The following is a 17,577-nucleotide window of genomic DNA, read 5'->3' as shown; positions in this document are numbered from 1 at the left end:
ACATATGAATGAACGAAAAATTGATTGGATGAGTATCTTAGTAGGGATTCTATTTATCCTAGCGGCTATGGCGAGTTTTCGTCAACCTGCGTTAGTTTTAACGACTTTAGTCATGTGGTTAGCATTGATTGCGGTGATAAAAGGCATCCAACACTTTGTGACGTATAATCGCATTAAGAGTAATTTTGGTGGTGCGAGTACGTTGTTAGTCGTGAATGGTGTTCTCGATGTACTTTTTGGGGCAATTGTGTTATTTAATGTTAAAGCAAAATTTATCAGCATGCTATTGTTAGGATGGTTATTTGCCTTATGGTTTATTTCGAGTTCTCTTGTTCGAATTTTTAGTGCAAGATTATTACGTCCATTTAGTAAATTGGCGTATTGGACGACAATGATTTTAAATATTTTATGTGTTATTGCAGGAATAACGATGTTTTTTAACCCGTTGGGAGCATCTCTAACCGTTCCATTTTTAATTGGTTTTTACTTTTTAATGTTTGGTATTGAGCGTATTATATCAGGCTTTACCGCCACAGGTATTTAGAAAAAAGGAAAGTATTTCGGTTTTTAAATGAAAATGCTTTGAAGTATTTTTTATCGTGTGTTATACTAATGTTAGTGATTTTTTGTAACGGGAATACAGGTAAGTTGTTTTAAACTTTTTCCTATTAATTCCATTCAAGAACTACACGAATAATTTGGAAAAGGAGGAGTTTAGAATGACTGAAGGAACAGTAAAATGGTTTAACGCTGAAAAAGGTTTTGGATTCATCACTGTTGAAGGTGGAGACGATGTATTTGTACATTTCTCAGCTATCCAAGGTGAAGGTTTCAAAACTTTAGAAGAAGGTCAAGCTGTAACATTTGATGTTGAAGACGGCGACCGTGGACCTCAAGCTACAAACGTAGTAAAAGCTTAATTAGCCTTTTGAGATCATATCCTACCACTTTGTTGGTAGGATTTTTTATTGAAATCAAATTTCGATAAAAGTGTTGACGAATGGTTTAAGTAGGTATAGTATAATTAACATAGTCATCCGGGATGTTAGCTCAGTTGGTAGAGCAACAGACTCTTAATCTGTGGGTCGCGGGTTCGATCCCCTCACATCCCATTGGGTGCCAAACCCACGAGAATGGCGTTAGATTGGCGTTTTAGGACGTTTCGAAAATCTGACGCGCATTCTCATTTTTTTTTTGGAATAAAATAGGTAAAAAAGACCTTTAAAGAAAAATAATTTCGTAAAAAAGATAAAATTAAATAAAAACTTGAAAAAATATTTCCTAAGCGTTATAATGAAAGCGTATTAAAAGAGAGGAGGATTTCATTGTTAGGTTTTTCAGTTTTTTTAAGTGAAGAAATCACCGAAGAAACAGCGGCTTATGTAGAAATGATGTCTAGAAGTGGTTTTACACATGTTTTTACCTCGCTTCATATTCCAGAAGATGACAGCAGTCAATATGTTCCACGTTTAAAAGCTTTAGGCGGAATATTGAAAGCGCATCATATGAATTTAATGGTAGACATTTCAACAACAGGTCTAAAACAAATCGGGTTTGATATTTCTTCAGAAGATGATTTGAAAGCGATTAAGCAGCTAGGTATTACTGGTTTACGAATGGATTATGGTTTAGATTTAGAAACAATGGCGTTTTTATCTCACCATATTACGGTTGGATTAAATGCGAGTACATTATCTCAAGCTGATGCTGAAGAGTTAGGACGTTTAGGGGCCAATTTTAACAACATGGAATTATTGCATAATTATTATCCACGTCCTGAAACGGGTCTAAGTGAAGCAAGTTTTCGTGAGAAAAATCGTCAATTTCATCATCTGGGTATTAAAAACAGTGCGTTTGTACCGGGAGATGCACGATTGCGAGGGCCATTGCATTTAGGATTGCCAACATTAGAAAAGCATCGTGATGTTCATCCATTAGCAGCAGCTATTGAGTTATTTCAAGATGATACAATTGATGGTGTTTATATTGGGGATGAAACGATTCAACCTTTAACCGCTCAACAATTTTATCAATATTTTAAAGAAGGATGTGTCTTACTACCAGTATCAGTTAAGAGTGAGGCGCATAGGTCGCTCTTTATTGATACGCATACGAATCGTATGGATGATGCCCGTGATGTTGTTCGAAGTCAAGAGGCACGTTTTAAAAAAATTCCCACTATTGAACCAGATAATACAGTGTCAAGAACAGTGGGTTCTGTGACATTGGATAATCGGTTGTACGGACGATATATGGGGGAACTCCAAGTTGTTAAACGACCATTGCCGGCTGATGAAAAAGTGAATGTTGTGGCGACCATCGACACTCCCCACTGCGGCTTAGTGCAATGGATTCAACCTGGACAAAAATTTGAATTAGTACCAAAGGAGAAAGCATAATGGATTTAGGAGCATTAACTACTGAAAAAAGAAATCAACGAACGACTGGGTTGGACGAAATGTCTACCTATGACATTTTAAAAGTGATGAATGAAGAGGATGCGAAAGTACCTCAAGCAATAAGTCAAATCTTGCCTGAGATTGAAGCGGTGGTAGCTAAAATTATTGAAAGCTTTAATAAAGGTGGACGTTTGATTTATATGGGAGCCGGAACAAGCGGACGTTTAGGCATTTTAGATGCAGCAGAGTGTGTTCCAACTTTTGGTACAGAGCCAGAGATGGTACAAGGGTTAATCGCAGGTGGCATGTCTGCCATGACAGTGGCTGTTGAAGGAGCAGAAGACTCTCAAGAATTAGGTAAGGAAGATTTAGAGGCGTTATCTTTAACAGATAAAGATATTGTGATTGGTATCGCCGCAAGTGGTCGTACCCCGTACGTGATTGGTGGTTTAACTTATGCCGCAGAAGTGGGAGCTACAACAGGGTCTGTAACATGTAACAAGGGCTCTAAGATTAGTGAATACGCTTCTTATCCGATTGAAATTGAAGTAGGGCCTGAGATTCTAACAGGTTCCACACGTTTGAAATCAGGAACTGCTCAAAAACTTGTCCTTAATATGCTATCAACTGCTTCTATGATAGGTATTGGAAAAGTATATAAGAATTTAATGGTAGACGTGAAGCCTACGAATGAAAAGTTAGTAGAGCGCTCAAAACGAATTATTATGGAAGCGACAGAATGTGACTATGAGCTAGCGAGTGAGAAGTTTGAAGAAGCAAATCAAAATGTTAAGTTAGCAATTGTGATGATTCTGACAGATAGCGACAAAGAAACGGCATCAGAAAAGTTAATTAAAGGAAATGGGTTCGTGAGAAAAACTTTAGGATAAAAGGAGAGAAAGTAAATGACAGATAAAAATAAACGCATTGCGTCTGAGATTTATCAGTATGTTGGGGGACAAACAAATGTGAACAAGGTTGTCCATTGTATGACACGTGTTCGTATGGAAATTAAAGATTATAATAAAGTCGATTTAGAAGGCTTAAAGAATATTGAAGGTGTTATGGGTGTGGTAGAAGACGATACCCTTCAAGTCGTAGTCGGACCTGGAACGGTTAATAAAGTAGCCAAAGAAATGGTCGATATGGTAGGAGTAGAGTTGGGTGAAGATTTTCCTACCGCAACAACGGTTAGCGGTAAAGAGGCGGTTAACCAAAAAGCTGCTGAGATGAAAGCAGAAGTGAAGAAGAAAAATCAAAAACCATGGTCAAAAGCATTGAAATCTATCGCTAATATTTTCGTACCGTTAATTCCAGCTTTTGTTGGATCAGGGATTATTGGTGGATTTGCTTCTATCATTAAAAACATGTTAACGGCAGGTTCTATTTCAGGCGACGCTTGGGTAAATATTGCAAGTGTGGCGAGTATTATTCAAAGTGGTATCTTTGCTTACTTAGTGATTTATGTTGGGATTAATAGTGCCCGTGAATTTGGAGCTTCTCCAAGTTTAGGTGGGGTTATCGGGGGGATTACGACCTTGACAGGTATGAATCCTGATTTACCACTTCCTAACATTTTTACAGGAGATAACTTAAGTCCAGGTCAAGGTGGGATTATTGGGGTTATCTTTGCAGTATTTCTACTATCATTTATTGAGAAGAAACTACATGACATCGTACCTGAGTCTATCGATATTATTGTGACACCAACCATTAGTTTAATGGTAATGGGGCTTATAACAATTTTCTTAATCATGCCTATTGCAGGAGTGATTTCTAATTCATTAGTTGGAGCATTAAACTGGGTCTTAAATATTGGCGGAGCTTTCGCTGGTTTTGTATTAGGAGCAAGCTTCCTTCCAATGGTAATGTTTGGATTACATCAAATTTTAACACCTGTTCATTTAGAAATGATTGAACAAACAGGCAGTACGTTACTTCTACCTATCTTAGCGATGGCCGGTGCTGGTCAAGTCGGAGCTGCTTTAGCATTATGGGTAAAATGTCGTAAAAACACTCAATTAACAGAATTAATTAAAGGGGCATTACCAGTTGGTATTTTAGGAATTGGTGAGCCACTAATTTATGGTGTGACGTTACCATTAGGTCGTCCGTTTATTACGGCTTGTATCGGTGGTGGAGTCGGTGGTGCCGTGATTGGTTTAATCGGTAACATTGGTGCGACATCTATTGGACCAAGTGGTGTTGCGTTAATTCCATTAATCGCTAACGGTCACTGGTTTGGCTATGTGTTAGGATTATTAGCTGCCTATGCGGGTGGTTTTGTAGCGACTTATTTCTTTGGAACGACTAAAGAAATGCAAATGGGAGCTTAGTCAATGAAAAAAGCAGTTATTTTTGATATGGATGGTGTGCTGATTGCCTCAGAGCCTGTTTATCAAAAAAGACGGCAACGATTCTTTGAAAAATATGGGGTACATTTAACGGAAAAGCAGCAGTTATCTTTTGTAGGCTCTAACCCTCCCAAGATGATGGCGACACTGTTTCCTAATGACGCTCGTAAACAAACAGAATTTTTAACCGCCTATCGGGCGTATACAGCAAAGCATATCATTGATTATGCATCAATTTTAGACCCTACGGCAGAAACGTTATTAAAGAAACTACAACAAAAGGGACTCACGTTAGCTGTCGCATCTTCAGGAAGTCAGCGAGCTATCGAGCAAGTCTTGACAGAAACAGGTCTGGCATCTTATTTTGAAACGTACGTTAGCGGGGAATCATTTGAGGAGTCGAAACCACATCCGGCAATTTATCAAGCAACAGCCGAAAAATTAGGCTATCAACCAAGCGAGTGTATAGCTGTCGAAGACTCTTATTATGGTGTATTAGCGGCTAGCCGAGCGGGTATTGACGTATTGTTATTACGAAATCCGTTTTACTACATCGAGGCCCCTCAAGCTCATGCAGAGATTGACAAGCTGATACAGGTGCTAGACTTTGTTTAAAAGCAGACTCGAACGTCTCGTTCGAGTCTGCTTTTTTTAGAAAGTTCTCGACCAAAGTATCGAAGGAAGGTAAGATAGAGAAGAGGTGATGGGTGTGAATGTATTAATTAAAATAAAAGAAAACTTAGAGCTATTATCTAAGTCAGAACGTAAGCTAGCGGAGTGGATTTTACAATATCCTAAAGACGTGATTCATATGACAGTTACAGGGTTAGCTAAAGAAGCGGATTCGAGTCCAGCAACTATCGTCCGTTTGTGTCACTCGTTAGGATTAGCGGGCTTTCCGGATTTAAAATTACAGCTATCGGCGATACCAGAACAAGTGGCAGAAGATTTATTAACAGATATTGTGCCAGATGAATCGCTTGATCAGTTAAAAAAGAAATTACGAGTGAAATTAGATTATGCTTTTGATGAAACAGTAGAACGATTAAAAAATAAAGAGTTGGAACAAGCTTTAGCTTGGATGCGAGAAACGACTGTTTTTTATACGTATGGTTTAGGTGCTTCTGGTTTGGTGGCCAACGATATTTATCAAAAACTAAGCCGGATAGGACGTAGCGTGATGAATGAGCAAGATCATCATTTACTAGCGACAGCTATGGTAACGCAACAAGCTCCCGCACTACTATTTGCGATTTCTAATTCAGGTGAAAAGCCTGAAGTGTTGAAGCTAATGGAAGTTGCGAAAAATAAAGGGATTAAAGTCGTTGGTTTGACGAGTCGTCGCGATTCGACACTTGCTAAACAAGCAGATGTTACTTTGTTGACCGCAACAGGTGGTGAAGCCCCACTTAGAAGTTCTGCAACGAATTCACTGTTAGTCCAGCTATTTGCTGTGGATATACTTTTTTCTGCTTTCGCTTCACAAGAATATGAATATTCCCTTCAAAAGTTGAATGATTCAAAAGAAGTGATTTCGCAATATTTTGAAAAGTCATCTCGTTGCGATTCGTAAGCGTTACTCGTTGACAAAGGCCGAGTAACACCGTAAAATTATTGGTCATGAACGAAATGTACTGGGGGAATCAATGTGTCAGATGAACGCGAATGGAAACTAGAAGAAGCCTATTTAGATAAAGTTTATAATAAATTAACCGAGACCTATCAAGATGTTGTACAAGCAGCAGAACATGCCGACCAAGATTCACGACAATTTATTCAAGGCTTATCAGGTGATTTGAGGATGAGTCAAGACTCTGTTTCAGATAGTTTTGAGTCATTAATCGAGGTTGAACAAAAAAACCAGGAATTAGCACAGTTAAATTATAAACGGGAATGGCTGGCGAAACAGCATCATAATGTGACGCAATTAATGGATTCCGCTTATTTTGCTAAATTAGATGTGCAGTATCCAGATGAAGAAGACGTAGAGTCTTTTTATATAGGAGTGGCAGGCTTTAGTGATGATAATCATGAACAATATGTTTATGATTGGCGATCACCGATTGCTAACTTATACTATGAAAATAATATAGGCAAAACGTCTTATGAAGCCCCTGTGGGAACCGTCCCTGTTGATTTGAAAAATCGTCGTCAGATTCGCGTAGAACGTGACCGGTTGCTTGATTTCTTTGATACGACGACTGCAATTGAAGACCCGATGTTGTTAGAAGTTTTAAATGAGTCTTCTTCTGCAAAATTACAAGATATTACAAGCACCATTCAGCGCGAGCAAAATGAAATTATTCGTGATACAGCGAGTCACGTGCTGATTGTTGAAGGAATTGCGGGAAGTGGTAAGACGTCGACTATTTTACAGCGAATCGCTTATTTACTCTATCGTTATCGGGATGATTTGTTACCGGAGCAAGTTTTACTTCTGTCGCCTAACCCGATGTTTAGCCAATATATCGAAGAAGTCTTACCAAGTCTTGGTGAAAAAAATCCGCGTCAAATGACGTTTCGTGATTTAATGAAACTAAAAGGACGTCACTATCCTGTTGAGACGATGGCTGAGCAACTAGAGAATCAGACTGTTCGGACAGATTTGACACATATGTTGACATTGGAATCCTATGTGGAAAAATTGACGGCGAAAGATATTTATTTTATCCCATTAAAGCGTGAGGAAGAGGTTGTAATTTCGGCCGAATGGATGCAGGAAACACTGGCATCCTTGCCTGATAGTACGGAGATGTATCGTCGTTTAGAATACGTGCGTGAACAAATGTTGGCACAAGTCGAACGATACATCAAAACAGAGAGTAAGCAAGCATACTGGCGTGATGAAGTTCAAGATTTAAGCAATGAAGAGTATAAGCAACTATTTCCAAAAGGGATGAAAGGTAGTGAAGATGACAATATCGAGCGGATTGCATTTAAACTATTAACGAAACGTTTTGGTAATGTACGTCAGCGTATTCAACGCTATGGTTGGTTAGATTTAGAACGTCACTATGTTGAAGCAACTGGTGAGGCATTATCTTTACCGTTATCACTTGACCAAAGTACAGAGTTTGCTTATCTGCATTATCTATTATTACGTCAGCGAAATGAACGACGGGTTAAATATGTGATTGTAGATGAAGTGCAAGATTATTCAGAAACGCAACTTTATTTCCTATCTAAAATATTTGACCAAGCGAACTTCACATTAGTGGGAGATGGACTACAGTCTATTTTTGTACAGGGCACATCTTTTGACCGCATGGCTCCGATATTTGAAGGAGAAGGGCGTCGTATTAAACGAATGGCGTTAAAAAAATCCTACCGCTCAAGTGGTCCGATTAGTCAGTTGATGAAACACTTAGCAGGTGGCGAAAGCAGTGGGATTGAAGTGATTAATCGTCCGGGTAAGAATCCGGTCTATGTACCTTTAAAAAATGAGCAAGCTTATAGAGAATATTTACAAACGTTTATCGCGCAGCGTGAAAAAAATACGCGTCGTGTCATCTTAACGAAAACAAGTGAGGAAGCCAAAACACTGTATGAATCACTCGGACGTCCACATGATTTACATGTTGTCACAGATACGGCAGCGATGAATTTTTCAACAAAAACCATGATGATGCCGATTCATTTAGCGAAAGGATTAGAGTTTGACCACGTGCTCATTCACGATGTCTCAAATAATCACTATCCAGATACGCAAATGGCAAGGCACTTACTTTATACCGCAAGTTCGCGTGCAATGCATGAATTAACCCTACCATTTATCGCGCAACTTACTGAGTTATTAAAATAGAAAAACTGCCAGTCAATCAAGACTGGTAGTTTTTTATTTTAACAAAGGAATGTCTAGAGTTTAAACTCTTGTTAAAATAATGTATAATGGAAGTAATATCCGTGTAATGAAGTGTTCTGCTCTAGAGGAGGAAATAAATACATGAAAAAGATATTAGTCGTAGATGATGAAAAGCCCATCTCAGATATAGTAAAGTTTAATCTTTCAAAAGAAGGTTATGATGTTTACACGGCTTATGATGGTGAGGAAGCAATCGAACAAGCGGAAGAAGTCGTACCAGACTTAATCCTATTAGATTTAATGTTACCAAAAATAGACGGGCTAGAAGTCTGTCGTCAAATTCGCAAAAAGCATGATATGCCGATTATTATGGTGACAGCCAAAGATTCAGAAATTGATAAAGTTTTGGGTCTTGAATTAGGTGCAGATGATTATGTAACCAAACCATTTTCAAATCGCGAATTAATTGCACGGGTTAAGGCGAATTTACGTCGTCAAGGAGCAGCTGCTGCGTCAGCAGAAGAAGAAAATGATAATAATGAACTAGAAGTGGGCGATTTAACTATTCATCCAGATGCGTACATCGTGTCTAAACGTGGTGAAAAAATCGAGTTAACCCACCGTGAATTTGAGTTGCTTCATTACTTAGCTAAACATTTAGGACAGGTCATGACACGCGAGCATTTATTACAAACCGTTTGGGGATATGATTATTTTGGAGATGTGCGGACGGTCGATGTGACGGTTCGTCGTCTAAGAGAAAAAATAGAAGACAGTCCGAGTCACCCTTCGTGGCTAATTACGCGTCGTGGTGTCGGGTATTATTTAAGAAATCCTGAGCAAGATTAGGAGAAAGAGAAACAGTATGAAGAAAAAATTTAATTTTTTCCAGTCTGTTCATTTTAAAATAGCCATGGTGTTTGTTCTACTGTTAGTGATTTCAGTAGAAATCATCGGGGCTATTTTTATTAGAGAACTGGAAAATACGACTATCAATACGTTTCAAATTAACATGAATTCTCAAGTTGAACAGTTGGCATCCAATTTAAGTAATGAGCTGACATCCGATACGGACGATCCTGATGATTTGAATTTAAAGCGTATCATTAGTGAATTTGCTAAAAATGATATTTTAGAAGTTCGTGTTGTCGATGATAAAGGGATTGTAAGAGCGACGAGTGAAGTTACTAAGCAAAGTGATGTCGGAAAGAAAAATGATTATAATAGTTTAAATGATTTTTCAGAAAAACGAACGGAGATTACAGATCCTAACACGGGAGAGCGTGTGTATATTAATGTTCAACAAGTGAAATCGACCACAGGGAATGCTGTTATCGGTGCAGTTTATGTTAAAAGTAATATTGAGAAAAAATATAAAGAAATTAGTGAAACGACCTTAATTTTCTTTACCGCTTCTGTGATTGCCATGACAATTTCTCTTGGGGTGGCGATTTTGGTTGCACGCACTATCACCAAACCTATTGGCGAGATGCAACGTCAAGCCGTGCGAATTGCTTCAGGCGATTATACGGGGAAGGTCGAAGTTCACGGTCAAGATGAGCTCGGTCAGCTAGGGCACACTTTTAATGAACTCTCTGACCGAGTAAAAGAAGCGCAGGAAACATTAGAAGCCGAGCGTCATCGGTTGGATAGCGTGCTATCTCATATGACAGATGGAGTAGTGGCGACCGACCGACGCGGAAAAGTGATTATTATCAATGAGATGGCTCAATTATTATTAAATGAAACGGTTGAGTCAGCGATTGGACAATCTATTTTACATGTCTTGCGTATTGAAGAAAATTATACGCTCCGACAATTATTAGAAGAACAAAACGAACAATTAATTGAAATACCGGGTGAAGAGGAAGACGATTGGACGATTTTACGCGTTGACTTTGCGATGATTCGTCGAGAGTCAGGGTTTATCAGTGGTCTAGTGTGCGTCTTGCATGATGTAACCGAACAACAAAAAGTAGAATCTGAACGGCGAGAGTTTGTATCAAATGTGTCTCATGAATTACGAACACCTTTAACTAGTATGAGAAGCTATTTAGAAGCGTTATCTGATGGAGCTTGGCAAGATCAAGATATTGCTCCAAAATTTATTAGCGTCTCACTAGAAGAAACAGATCGTATGATTCGCATGATTTCTGACTTGCTAGAGTTATCGCGTATGGATAGTCAAAAGATGAATTTACAGCTTGAAATGGTCAACTTAAACGAGATGTTTAACTTTGTTTTAGATCGATTTGAGATGATGATTACGAGTAAAAATCAAGATTATACAATCCGACGTGAATTTACACGACGCACGATTTGGGTGGAAGTCGATTCTGATAAGATGATTCAAGTGTTGGATAATATTTTAAATAATGCTTTGAAATACTCTCCAGACGGGGGTGTCATTACCTGCTCGTTATTAGAAACGCATAACAATGTGATTATGAGTGTTTCAGACCAAGGAATGGGCATACCTAAAAAAGATGTTAAACGCGTCTTTGATCGCTTCTTCCGTGTTGATAAAGCACGCTCGCGGGCGATGGGTGGTTCTGGATTAGGCTTAGCCATTTCAAAAGAAGTCGTTCAAGGTCACGGTGGAACAATCTGGGCAGAAAGTGAAGAAAATGCAGGTTCTACCTTCTTTATATCCCTACCTTACATACCAGTAGAGGAGGACCTTTGGGAATGAAAAAACTAAAAGAACGTTTAATACGCTATGCATTGATTGTCATGATTGGCCTTAGTTTTTTTCTTTCTTGGAAAATTTGGACGCAATCAGGCAATAAAAGTTTACAGAATATGAACACCAGTGCTACCCCTTCAGCAGTTAAAGAAGCGAAAGATATATTTGTACCCGTGCAGCTCGTTTATCACGAAAGTCCGGATAACGCTGCACTAAGTAATCGAAGTGGGTTAATCGATCGGATGAATCGCTTACTTTTCCAGTTGAAACTTGGCAGAGTGACAGCACATCGCGACTTATCTGATGACCGTTACTTTGCTCTACAACAAGTAGCGCCTAGTGTGGAATTGATATTTTCAGATGCTATCTCGCTTGAGTATTATTTAGATATCAATGAAGAAAAGTTAAAAGGAGATGCTATTGATAATGTCACAGTCAATCGTTTAGTTTTTGATCCGGAGGCCTCCGTTCTTTATTTTATGGATGATCGCAATAAAACAATTTATGAAGCAAGTGCTTCAGGCTTAAATGAAGAGACCTATCAAGATTTACTATCTGAAGGGCGTAATCACTTTAAAAAGGTAACAATGGACGGGACGCTGACACCACATTTGTATTTGTACGATGAACCTGTTACCTTAAAAAAATATAGTTATATCTTAGAAACACAGTCGTATACTATGTTTTCCAATGCCCTTTTTAAAAATACTGAAGATGTCTTTGCCAATGACGCTCAAAAAGATGATAAGAATATCAACTTGATGAATGCTGAAGGCCAGAAATTAAATATTCAATATGAAACAGGAGAAGTCCGCTTTAATGATCGCTATTCGCCAGCTAATCCAAATGCTTTAGAGATGGCGAATACAAGCTATCAAGCGATTAAACGTATCGCAAATAATATGGGGATTGTCCGTTACTTTGCTAATCAAAATGGTACGATAGTGTATCGTAACTTTGTAGAAGGCTATCCTATTTTTAGTGACCAAAACAAAGGTAGAATTGAAGTATCCTTTTTTGAAGGACAATTATCTATCGTCACTAACCAAGAGACGATTTTAGTTCCCATACCGGCTGATGAGACAGTGACATTGCCACAAACGAGTGATGTTTTAAATGAGTTATTAATGGCTGGTGTCAAAAAAGAAGATATTCAAGGCTTGCAAATTGGTTATACATGGCACACAAACCGCGAAACGCGTCAAGTAGTAGATTTAGAACCTGAATGGTATGTCAACTATCGCGGCGTGTGGAATAATGTCCCAACAGTGTTACACTTATTAGCGACGGAACGGGAGGAGATGTAATGGATTTTAAACGAATTGAGTTTATCTTTTTGATTACTTTTTTATCCCTCAATCTCTTTTTAGCATTTTCATACTTTCAAGGACAAGCAGAAACAACTCAATTGCCAGAAAGCAGTTATTTAGATAATATTGAAAGTAGACTGAAAGAAGAAAAGATTACGATTCCGCATGATTTTTCTACCCAAGAAAAAGAAGGCTATTATTTAAGCGCCTTACCGACTAACTTTGAAGAGCGTGAAGTGACGAAAAATGCGCGACTAAATGATGCTATGACAGTCGTTGAGGATTTGGAGAGTATACCGATTGTTGATATTTCGAAGAAGAACGTGAGACAAGAAGTGGAGTCTTTTGTGACGAATTCGGAAGATATAGTTGAAAGAGAGAGTTACACGTATAGTAGCGCTTTATCCGAACCGCCGTATGCTTTCGTCTATACGCAATCGTTTGAAGGGATTCCTTTCTATGACGGTTCTAGCAAATTAGTGGTCACATTGGAAGATACCGCTAATGGACGTTTGACATTGTCGCAGTTTAGCCAAACGCATATAGAAGATGTTGAACCTTTACGTGAAAAGCAAGTTCTCATCACCGAACATGATGCTATTGTAACCTTGTATTTAGCCAGTCGTATCCCAAATGGCGCGACGATTAAACAAACAACACTAGCCTACACCAAAATATTTAGCGTGAGAGGGAAAGATGTTTACGTGCCCACATGGTTGATTTGGATTGAAAACAAAGATAAAGAGTTACAAATAGAAAAAATCAATGCTTTTTCTAACTCTATTATTTCTAGTGGAATGTCAGAAGTTAGAAAAGAAACATTTTAAAGAAGGACAGTGATAAAGTGAGTGATTTACAAGCATTTAATGTGAGTGTGCTAGCGAGTGGTAGTACGGGAAACTCACTTTACATCGAAACAGAAAAGCGACGGCTTTTAGTGGATGCTGGTTTAAGCGGGAAAAAAATTACAGAGTTATTAGCTGAAATAGGACGAACCCCTGCTGAGTTAGATGGGATTTTTGTTACCCACGAGCATACTGACCACATTAAGGGCGTAGGTGTTTTATCGCGACGTTATGGTATTGATGTTTTTGCTAATGAAAAAACATGGCAAGCGATGAGTAAAAATGTGGGCACAATCAAACCAGAAAATCGTCATCATTTTGAAATGGGAAAAGTCCTGACTTTTGGCGATATGGATATTGAAAGTTTTGGCGTCTCTCACGATGCGATTGAGCCTCAATTTTACCAGTTTCATCGTCATAACAAAACGGTCACAGTCGTCACCGATACCGGTTATTGTAGCGACCGTCTAAGAGGGACTATTCGTAATTCAGATTGTTATTTAGTCGAAAGTAATCACGATATAAATATGTTACGAACAGGTGGTTACCCTTGGCATCTAAAACAACGCATTTTAGGCGATAGTGGTCATCTATCAAATGAAGATGGCGCTGAATTAATGACCGATGTCATCGGTTCGCGTACGAAGAAAATCTTTTTAGGTCATCTAAGCAAAGAGAATAACTTAAAAGAAATTGCACATATGACGATGGAACAAACCTTGTCATCAATTGGGATTGACACACGACGAGAGGTACAAGTGTTTGATACAAGTCCAGATGCTGCAACACCATTATTTGAAGTCTAAAAAAGACCGCTTTCCAATGGAAAGCGGTCTTTTTGCTTATTCTTTTTCTAAAGAAGAACGGTCTAATGAAAGGGAAACTTTCACGGTATTTTTGTGATGCTCACGATAGTAGGTTACCTCAATCTCGTCCCCGACTTTTTTCGTATATAGAATGGTTTGAAGGTCAGTCGCATTTTCAATCTCTTTACCATCAATTCCTACAATCACATCATACTGTTTTAAGCCTGCTGCTTCAGCAGGAGAAGCGGCCTGAACGCTACGAATGATTACACCAGATTTAATATCTGTTGGTAACTTCAAGATTTTTTCTTGTTGTTCTTGGCTAATGACCGCTAAATCAATCATCGTCACACCTAACATTGGGCGAATGACTTGTCCGTTTTGTTCTAGTTGATTAATAATATCGACAACATCGTTACTTGGAATAGAAAAGCCCATACCCTCAGCAGAGATACCACTAGCTGCTCGCGCAATCTTAATAGAGTTAATTCCGATTACTTGGCCCGCAATATTAATTAATGGCCCACCAGAGTTCCCAGGATTAATCGCCGCATCTGTTTGAATGGCATTAATATTCGTAGGTTGGCCTGTTTCTGGATTTTGATTCGTGATCGTTCGGTTTTTAGCGGAAATGATACCCTGTGTCACAGAGTTAGCATAATCAGAACCGAGTGGAGAACCAATCGCAATCGCAGGTTCACCAATTTTTAGAACATCAGAATCACCAAATTCAGCAGTATCTTTTACGCCCTCGGCACTGATTTTTAAAACAGCCAAATCGGTATAAGCGTCGGCACCAACTAGTTCAGCGGACACTTTTGAACCGTCGTTCATTAAAACTTCTAAAGCATCAGAACCTTCCACGACGTGATTATTAGTCACAACATAGGCGTTTTTACCATCTTTTTTATAAATAACCCCACTGCCCTCGCTAGAAGTTTCGAGCTCGTCTTGATTATCTTCTGATTTCTTTTCGGGTTGTTGCGGTAAACCGAATAGTCCACCTAGTCCATATTCATCCGCCATTTCTTGTCGTTTTTGTAAATTAATGACAGAAACGACAGCGCCTTGTACTTTCTCCACGGCTTTAGAAGTATTGTTTTCCACATCATAAGCCACTTTCTCAACTTTTGTTGCTTCACCATGATTGTTTAATGGCTGAGATGTCTTATCACTGCCTTGATTGAAATTAAATAAAAGACCAAACGCGACGGCACCTCCAATGAGTCCGCCTAAAAGTCCCGTTCCAAAACGTTTAAGAGGGGATGAAGTAGATGTTTCATATGTTTTCATAATTGTCGGTTAAAAACCTTTCCTCCTTTAACTTAACTGTGTAATTAAAGTATATAAGGGTTTTGTGAATAAGTCTAATAAGATTATTTGAATATTTTATGAAAGAAAGTCTTAAAATACGAAGAAATATATAAATCACAAGTTATGCACAAAAGTTATCCACAAAACATACATTCTGTGGATTGTGGACAAGTTATTTGAAGAAAAGGGATAAAATAAAGAAAATTACTATATCGATAACGTGGATATGTGCATAAGTCTGTGGATAACTGTGGAAAACTCCTTTTTAATGTGATAAACTTATAAAAACGAATGTACGGATATACGGAGGAAAAAATGAAAGTCACAATATTAGCAGTAGGAAAATTAAAAGAGAAATATTTGAAACAAGGTATTGAAGAATATAGTAAACGCTTAGGTCCTTATACAAAGTTAGATATTATTGAAGTGCCAGATGAGCAAGCGCCTGAAAATCTTAGCGAAACGCAAATGATACAGGTGAAAGAAAAAGAGGGACAGCGTTTGTTGGGGAAGGTAAAGGAAACAGATTTTGTCATAACACTTGAAATTCAAGGGAAATTAGTCAGTTCTGAAGAGCTCTCTAAAACCATTGCTACACAAATGGTTAGAGGGAAAAGTCATTTTGTTTTTGTCATAGGAGGGTCACTTGGGTTATCTGATGCTGTGATGAAAAGGAGCAACTATGCTATCTCTTTTGGGCGAATCACTTATCCACACCAATTAATGCGTTTAGTTTTAACCGAACAAATTTACCGAAGTTTTAGAATAATGAAAGGCGAACCGTATCATAAATGATGCGGTTGAAAGAGAGTTTACTAGGAATGGAGCGGTATAATGATTACGGAAATTACTAGGCGAGATATTATGGAATTGCTTGAAGAAGGAATAGAAACAGGAAATTTTTTTTATTATGGAACATTTGACGAAGTAGATTTTTTCTCTAGATTATACGACTTACATCAGTTACCTTCTACAGATAGCAGGCTTCAATTTAATACAGCTTATAAAGATATCTACCAACATAGAATTAATAACGAAGATTGGGAATGGGATTGGTTTTATCAGTACTATAATGATAATTTTGATTTAGTATCAAATGATGAAAAATTTTTATTATTTCTTAGTGAGATATTTCATCCAACAGTTATAGATAAGAATCAAATATGGCAGTTTTACTTAAACTCAATTAATGAATTATTAAAACATGATGGATTCAGATTAGTTACTTCTTCTTTCATTTCAGGACGTGCTATTTATTCTTATGAAGCCATTGAGAATAATTCTGTTATTGAAAAGTATAGCGATGATATTAAGCAAAAGTTTAATTCGGATTACATTGACAAGCAAATAGAAATGATGATTGATAATATAGAGAAACATCCGAATCTTTCAATAGGTAAAGCAAAAGAATTATTAGAGTCTTGTGCTAAGACTATATTAGATGAAATGGATATTATGTATGATAAGAATATTGAATTAACACCGCTTATGAAAAAAGTCTATTCAGCACTTGAATTGGATGTTCGGTCTATAGACAACAATAGAAAAGATGCAGAGGTAGCTATTAGGATTTTAGGCAATTTAACAGCAATAACTCAAAATATGGCTGAATTAAGAAATGCTTTTGGTGATGGGCATGGAAAAAATAGTACATTTAGAAACCTACCATCTAGATATGCTGAGCTCGCGGTGGGGACATCTACATCTGTTGTCCATTTTATTTGGAAAACTTATGAGGATAAAACAAGAAAATAGAATTGGTAGCAAATTAAAATATATAGGTTCTTTCATCAAATAGATATGCTGAGCGAAAAAGAAGTCGAAAGATGGTTGGAACTTGTTCCATTCATCTTTTTTATTTAACTTCAACGAGGGGATTCATTTAACAAATTAATTATTCTAAGTACGACATGTTTCGAAATAGAGTATTCGTTCTCAACAAAAAAGAGATCGGCGTAATGATTAGAACAATTTTTAAAATAGAGCGCTATTTTGTGACGGCCATAGTTAAATGAAAGTGATTAAATTGATAAAAACACACGACCGCTTTTTTCTTAGAAT

General features: G+C 37.8%; 16 protein-coding genes and 1 tRNA gene. 16 read left to right on the top strand and 1 reads right to left on the bottom strand.

Features of this window, described 5'->3' with window-relative positions; all coding sequences use genetic code 11:
* The first annotated feature begins 4 nt into the window (after positions 1–4).
* The 14 genes from CBF33_RS07145 (at position 5) to CBF33_RS07080 (ending at position 14,202) form a co-directional block, all read left to right on the top strand.
* Positions 5–544 carry an HdeD family acid-resistance protein gene (locus CBF33_RS07145; RefSeq protein ID WP_023605865.1) on the top strand — a complete coding sequence of 180 codons (540 nt, stop codon included), beginning with the start codon at positions 5–7 and terminating at the stop codon, positions 542–544.
* Between the two features lie 175 nt (positions 545–719).
* A complete protein-coding gene (locus CBF33_RS07140) occupies positions 720–920 on the top strand; it encodes a cold-shock protein (protein ID WP_023605866.1) in 201 nt (66 codons plus the stop codon).
* 119 nt (positions 921–1,039) lie between these two features.
* Positions 1,040–1,112: transfer RNA gene (locus tag CBF33_RS07135), tRNA-Lys, on the top strand.
* Positions 1,113–1,325: 213 nt separating this feature from the next.
* On the top strand, positions 1,326–2,399 hold the full coding sequence (locus tag CBF33_RS07130) for a DUF871 domain-containing protein (protein WP_126762876.1): 1,074 nt from the start codon (positions 1,326–1,328) through the stop codon (positions 2,397–2,399).
* Entirely contained in the window at positions 2,399–3,289 is an 891-nt protein-coding gene (murQ, locus tag CBF33_RS07125; RefSeq protein WP_126762874.1) for an N-acetylmuramic acid 6-phosphate etherase, read from the top strand. The genes CBF33_RS07130 and murQ overlap by 1 nt, the downstream gene beginning before the upstream one ends.
* Before the next feature lie 15 nt (positions 3,290–3,304).
* Positions 3,305–4,735 (top strand): PTS transporter subunit EIIC, encoded by a 1,431-nt coding sequence (locus tag CBF33_RS07120; RefSeq protein WP_126762872.1) that lies wholly within the window; start codon positions 3,305–3,307, stop codon positions 4,733–4,735.
* Between the two features lie 3 nt (positions 4,736–4,738).
* Positions 4,739–5,368: an HAD family hydrolase gene (locus CBF33_RS07115; protein ID WP_126762869.1), complete on the top strand. Its 630-nt coding sequence runs from the start codon at positions 4,739–4,741 to the stop codon at positions 5,366–5,368.
* Positions 5,369–5,462: 94 nt separating this feature from the next.
* Entirely contained in the window at positions 5,463–6,326 is an 864-nt protein-coding gene (locus CBF33_RS07110) for a MurR/RpiR family transcriptional regulator (RefSeq protein WP_126762867.1), read from the top strand.
* Between the two features lie 75 nt (positions 6,327–6,401).
* Entirely contained in the window at positions 6,402–8,555 is a 2,154-nt protein-coding gene (locus tag CBF33_RS07105) for a HelD family protein (protein WP_126762865.1), read from the top strand.
* A 141-nt stretch (positions 8,556–8,696) separates the two neighbouring features.
* Positions 8,697–9,404, top strand: coding sequence for a response regulator YycF (gene yycF, locus CBF33_RS07100; RefSeq protein ID WP_126762863.1), 708 nt, complete (start codon positions 8,697–8,699; stop codon positions 9,402–9,404).
* Positions 9,405–9,420: 16 nt separating this feature from the next.
* A complete protein-coding gene (gene walK / locus CBF33_RS07095) occupies positions 9,421–11,247 on the top strand; it encodes a cell wall metabolism sensor histidine kinase WalK (RefSeq protein WP_126762861.1) in 1,827 nt (608 codons plus the stop codon).
* Positions 11,244–12,548: a YycH family regulatory protein gene (locus tag CBF33_RS07090; protein WP_126762859.1), complete on the top strand. Its 1,305-nt coding sequence runs from the start codon at positions 11,244–11,246 to the stop codon at positions 12,546–12,548. The genes walK and CBF33_RS07090 overlap by 4 nt, the downstream gene beginning before the upstream one ends.
* Positions 12,548–13,378, top strand: a complete 831-nt coding sequence (locus CBF33_RS07085; RefSeq protein ID WP_126762857.1) for a two-component system regulatory protein YycI — start codon at positions 12,548–12,550, stop codon at positions 13,376–13,378. Before CBF33_RS07090 ends, CBF33_RS07085 begins: the two co-directional genes overlap by 1 nt.
* 17 nt (positions 13,379–13,395) lie before the next feature.
* Entirely contained in the window at positions 13,396–14,202 is an 807-nt protein-coding gene (locus CBF33_RS07080; protein ID WP_126762855.1) for an MBL fold metallo-hydrolase, read from the top strand.
* Between the two features lie 36 nt (positions 14,203–14,238).
* On the opposite strand, the gene CBF33_RS07075 is transcribed toward CBF33_RS07080, so the two are convergent.
* Complete coding sequence (locus tag CBF33_RS07075) at positions 14,239–15,495, bottom strand: S1C family serine protease (RefSeq protein WP_126762845.1); 1,257 nt, start codon at positions 15,493–15,495, stop codon at positions 14,239–14,241.
* Positions 15,496–15,831: 336 nt separating this feature from the next.
* On the opposite strand from CBF33_RS07075, the gene rlmH reads away from it, so the two are divergent.
* Both rlmH and CBF33_RS07065 read left to right on the top strand, forming a co-directional pair.
* Positions 15,832–16,311 carry a 23S rRNA (pseudouridine(1915)-N(3))-methyltransferase RlmH gene (gene rlmH, locus CBF33_RS07070; RefSeq protein ID WP_126762842.1) on the top strand — a complete coding sequence of 160 codons (480 nt, stop codon included), beginning with the start codon at positions 15,832–15,834 and terminating at the stop codon, positions 16,309–16,311.
* Positions 16,312–16,350: 39 nt separating this feature from the next.
* On the top strand, positions 16,351–17,271 hold the full coding sequence (locus CBF33_RS07065; protein ID WP_126762839.1) for an abortive infection family protein: 921 nt from the start codon (positions 16,351–16,353) through the stop codon (positions 17,269–17,271).
* The last annotated feature ends 306 nt before the right edge of the window (positions 17,272–17,577 follow it).

Origin of the sequence: Vagococcus lutrae, from assembly GCF_003987555.1 — a bacterium.
In the GTDB taxonomy this organism is placed as follows: Bacteria; Bacillota; Bacilli; order Lactobacillales; family Vagococcaceae; genus Vagococcus_A; species Vagococcus_A lutrae.
Note: the sequence above shows the minus strand (reverse complement) of the source record. Positions and strands in the feature narration are given on the sequence as shown.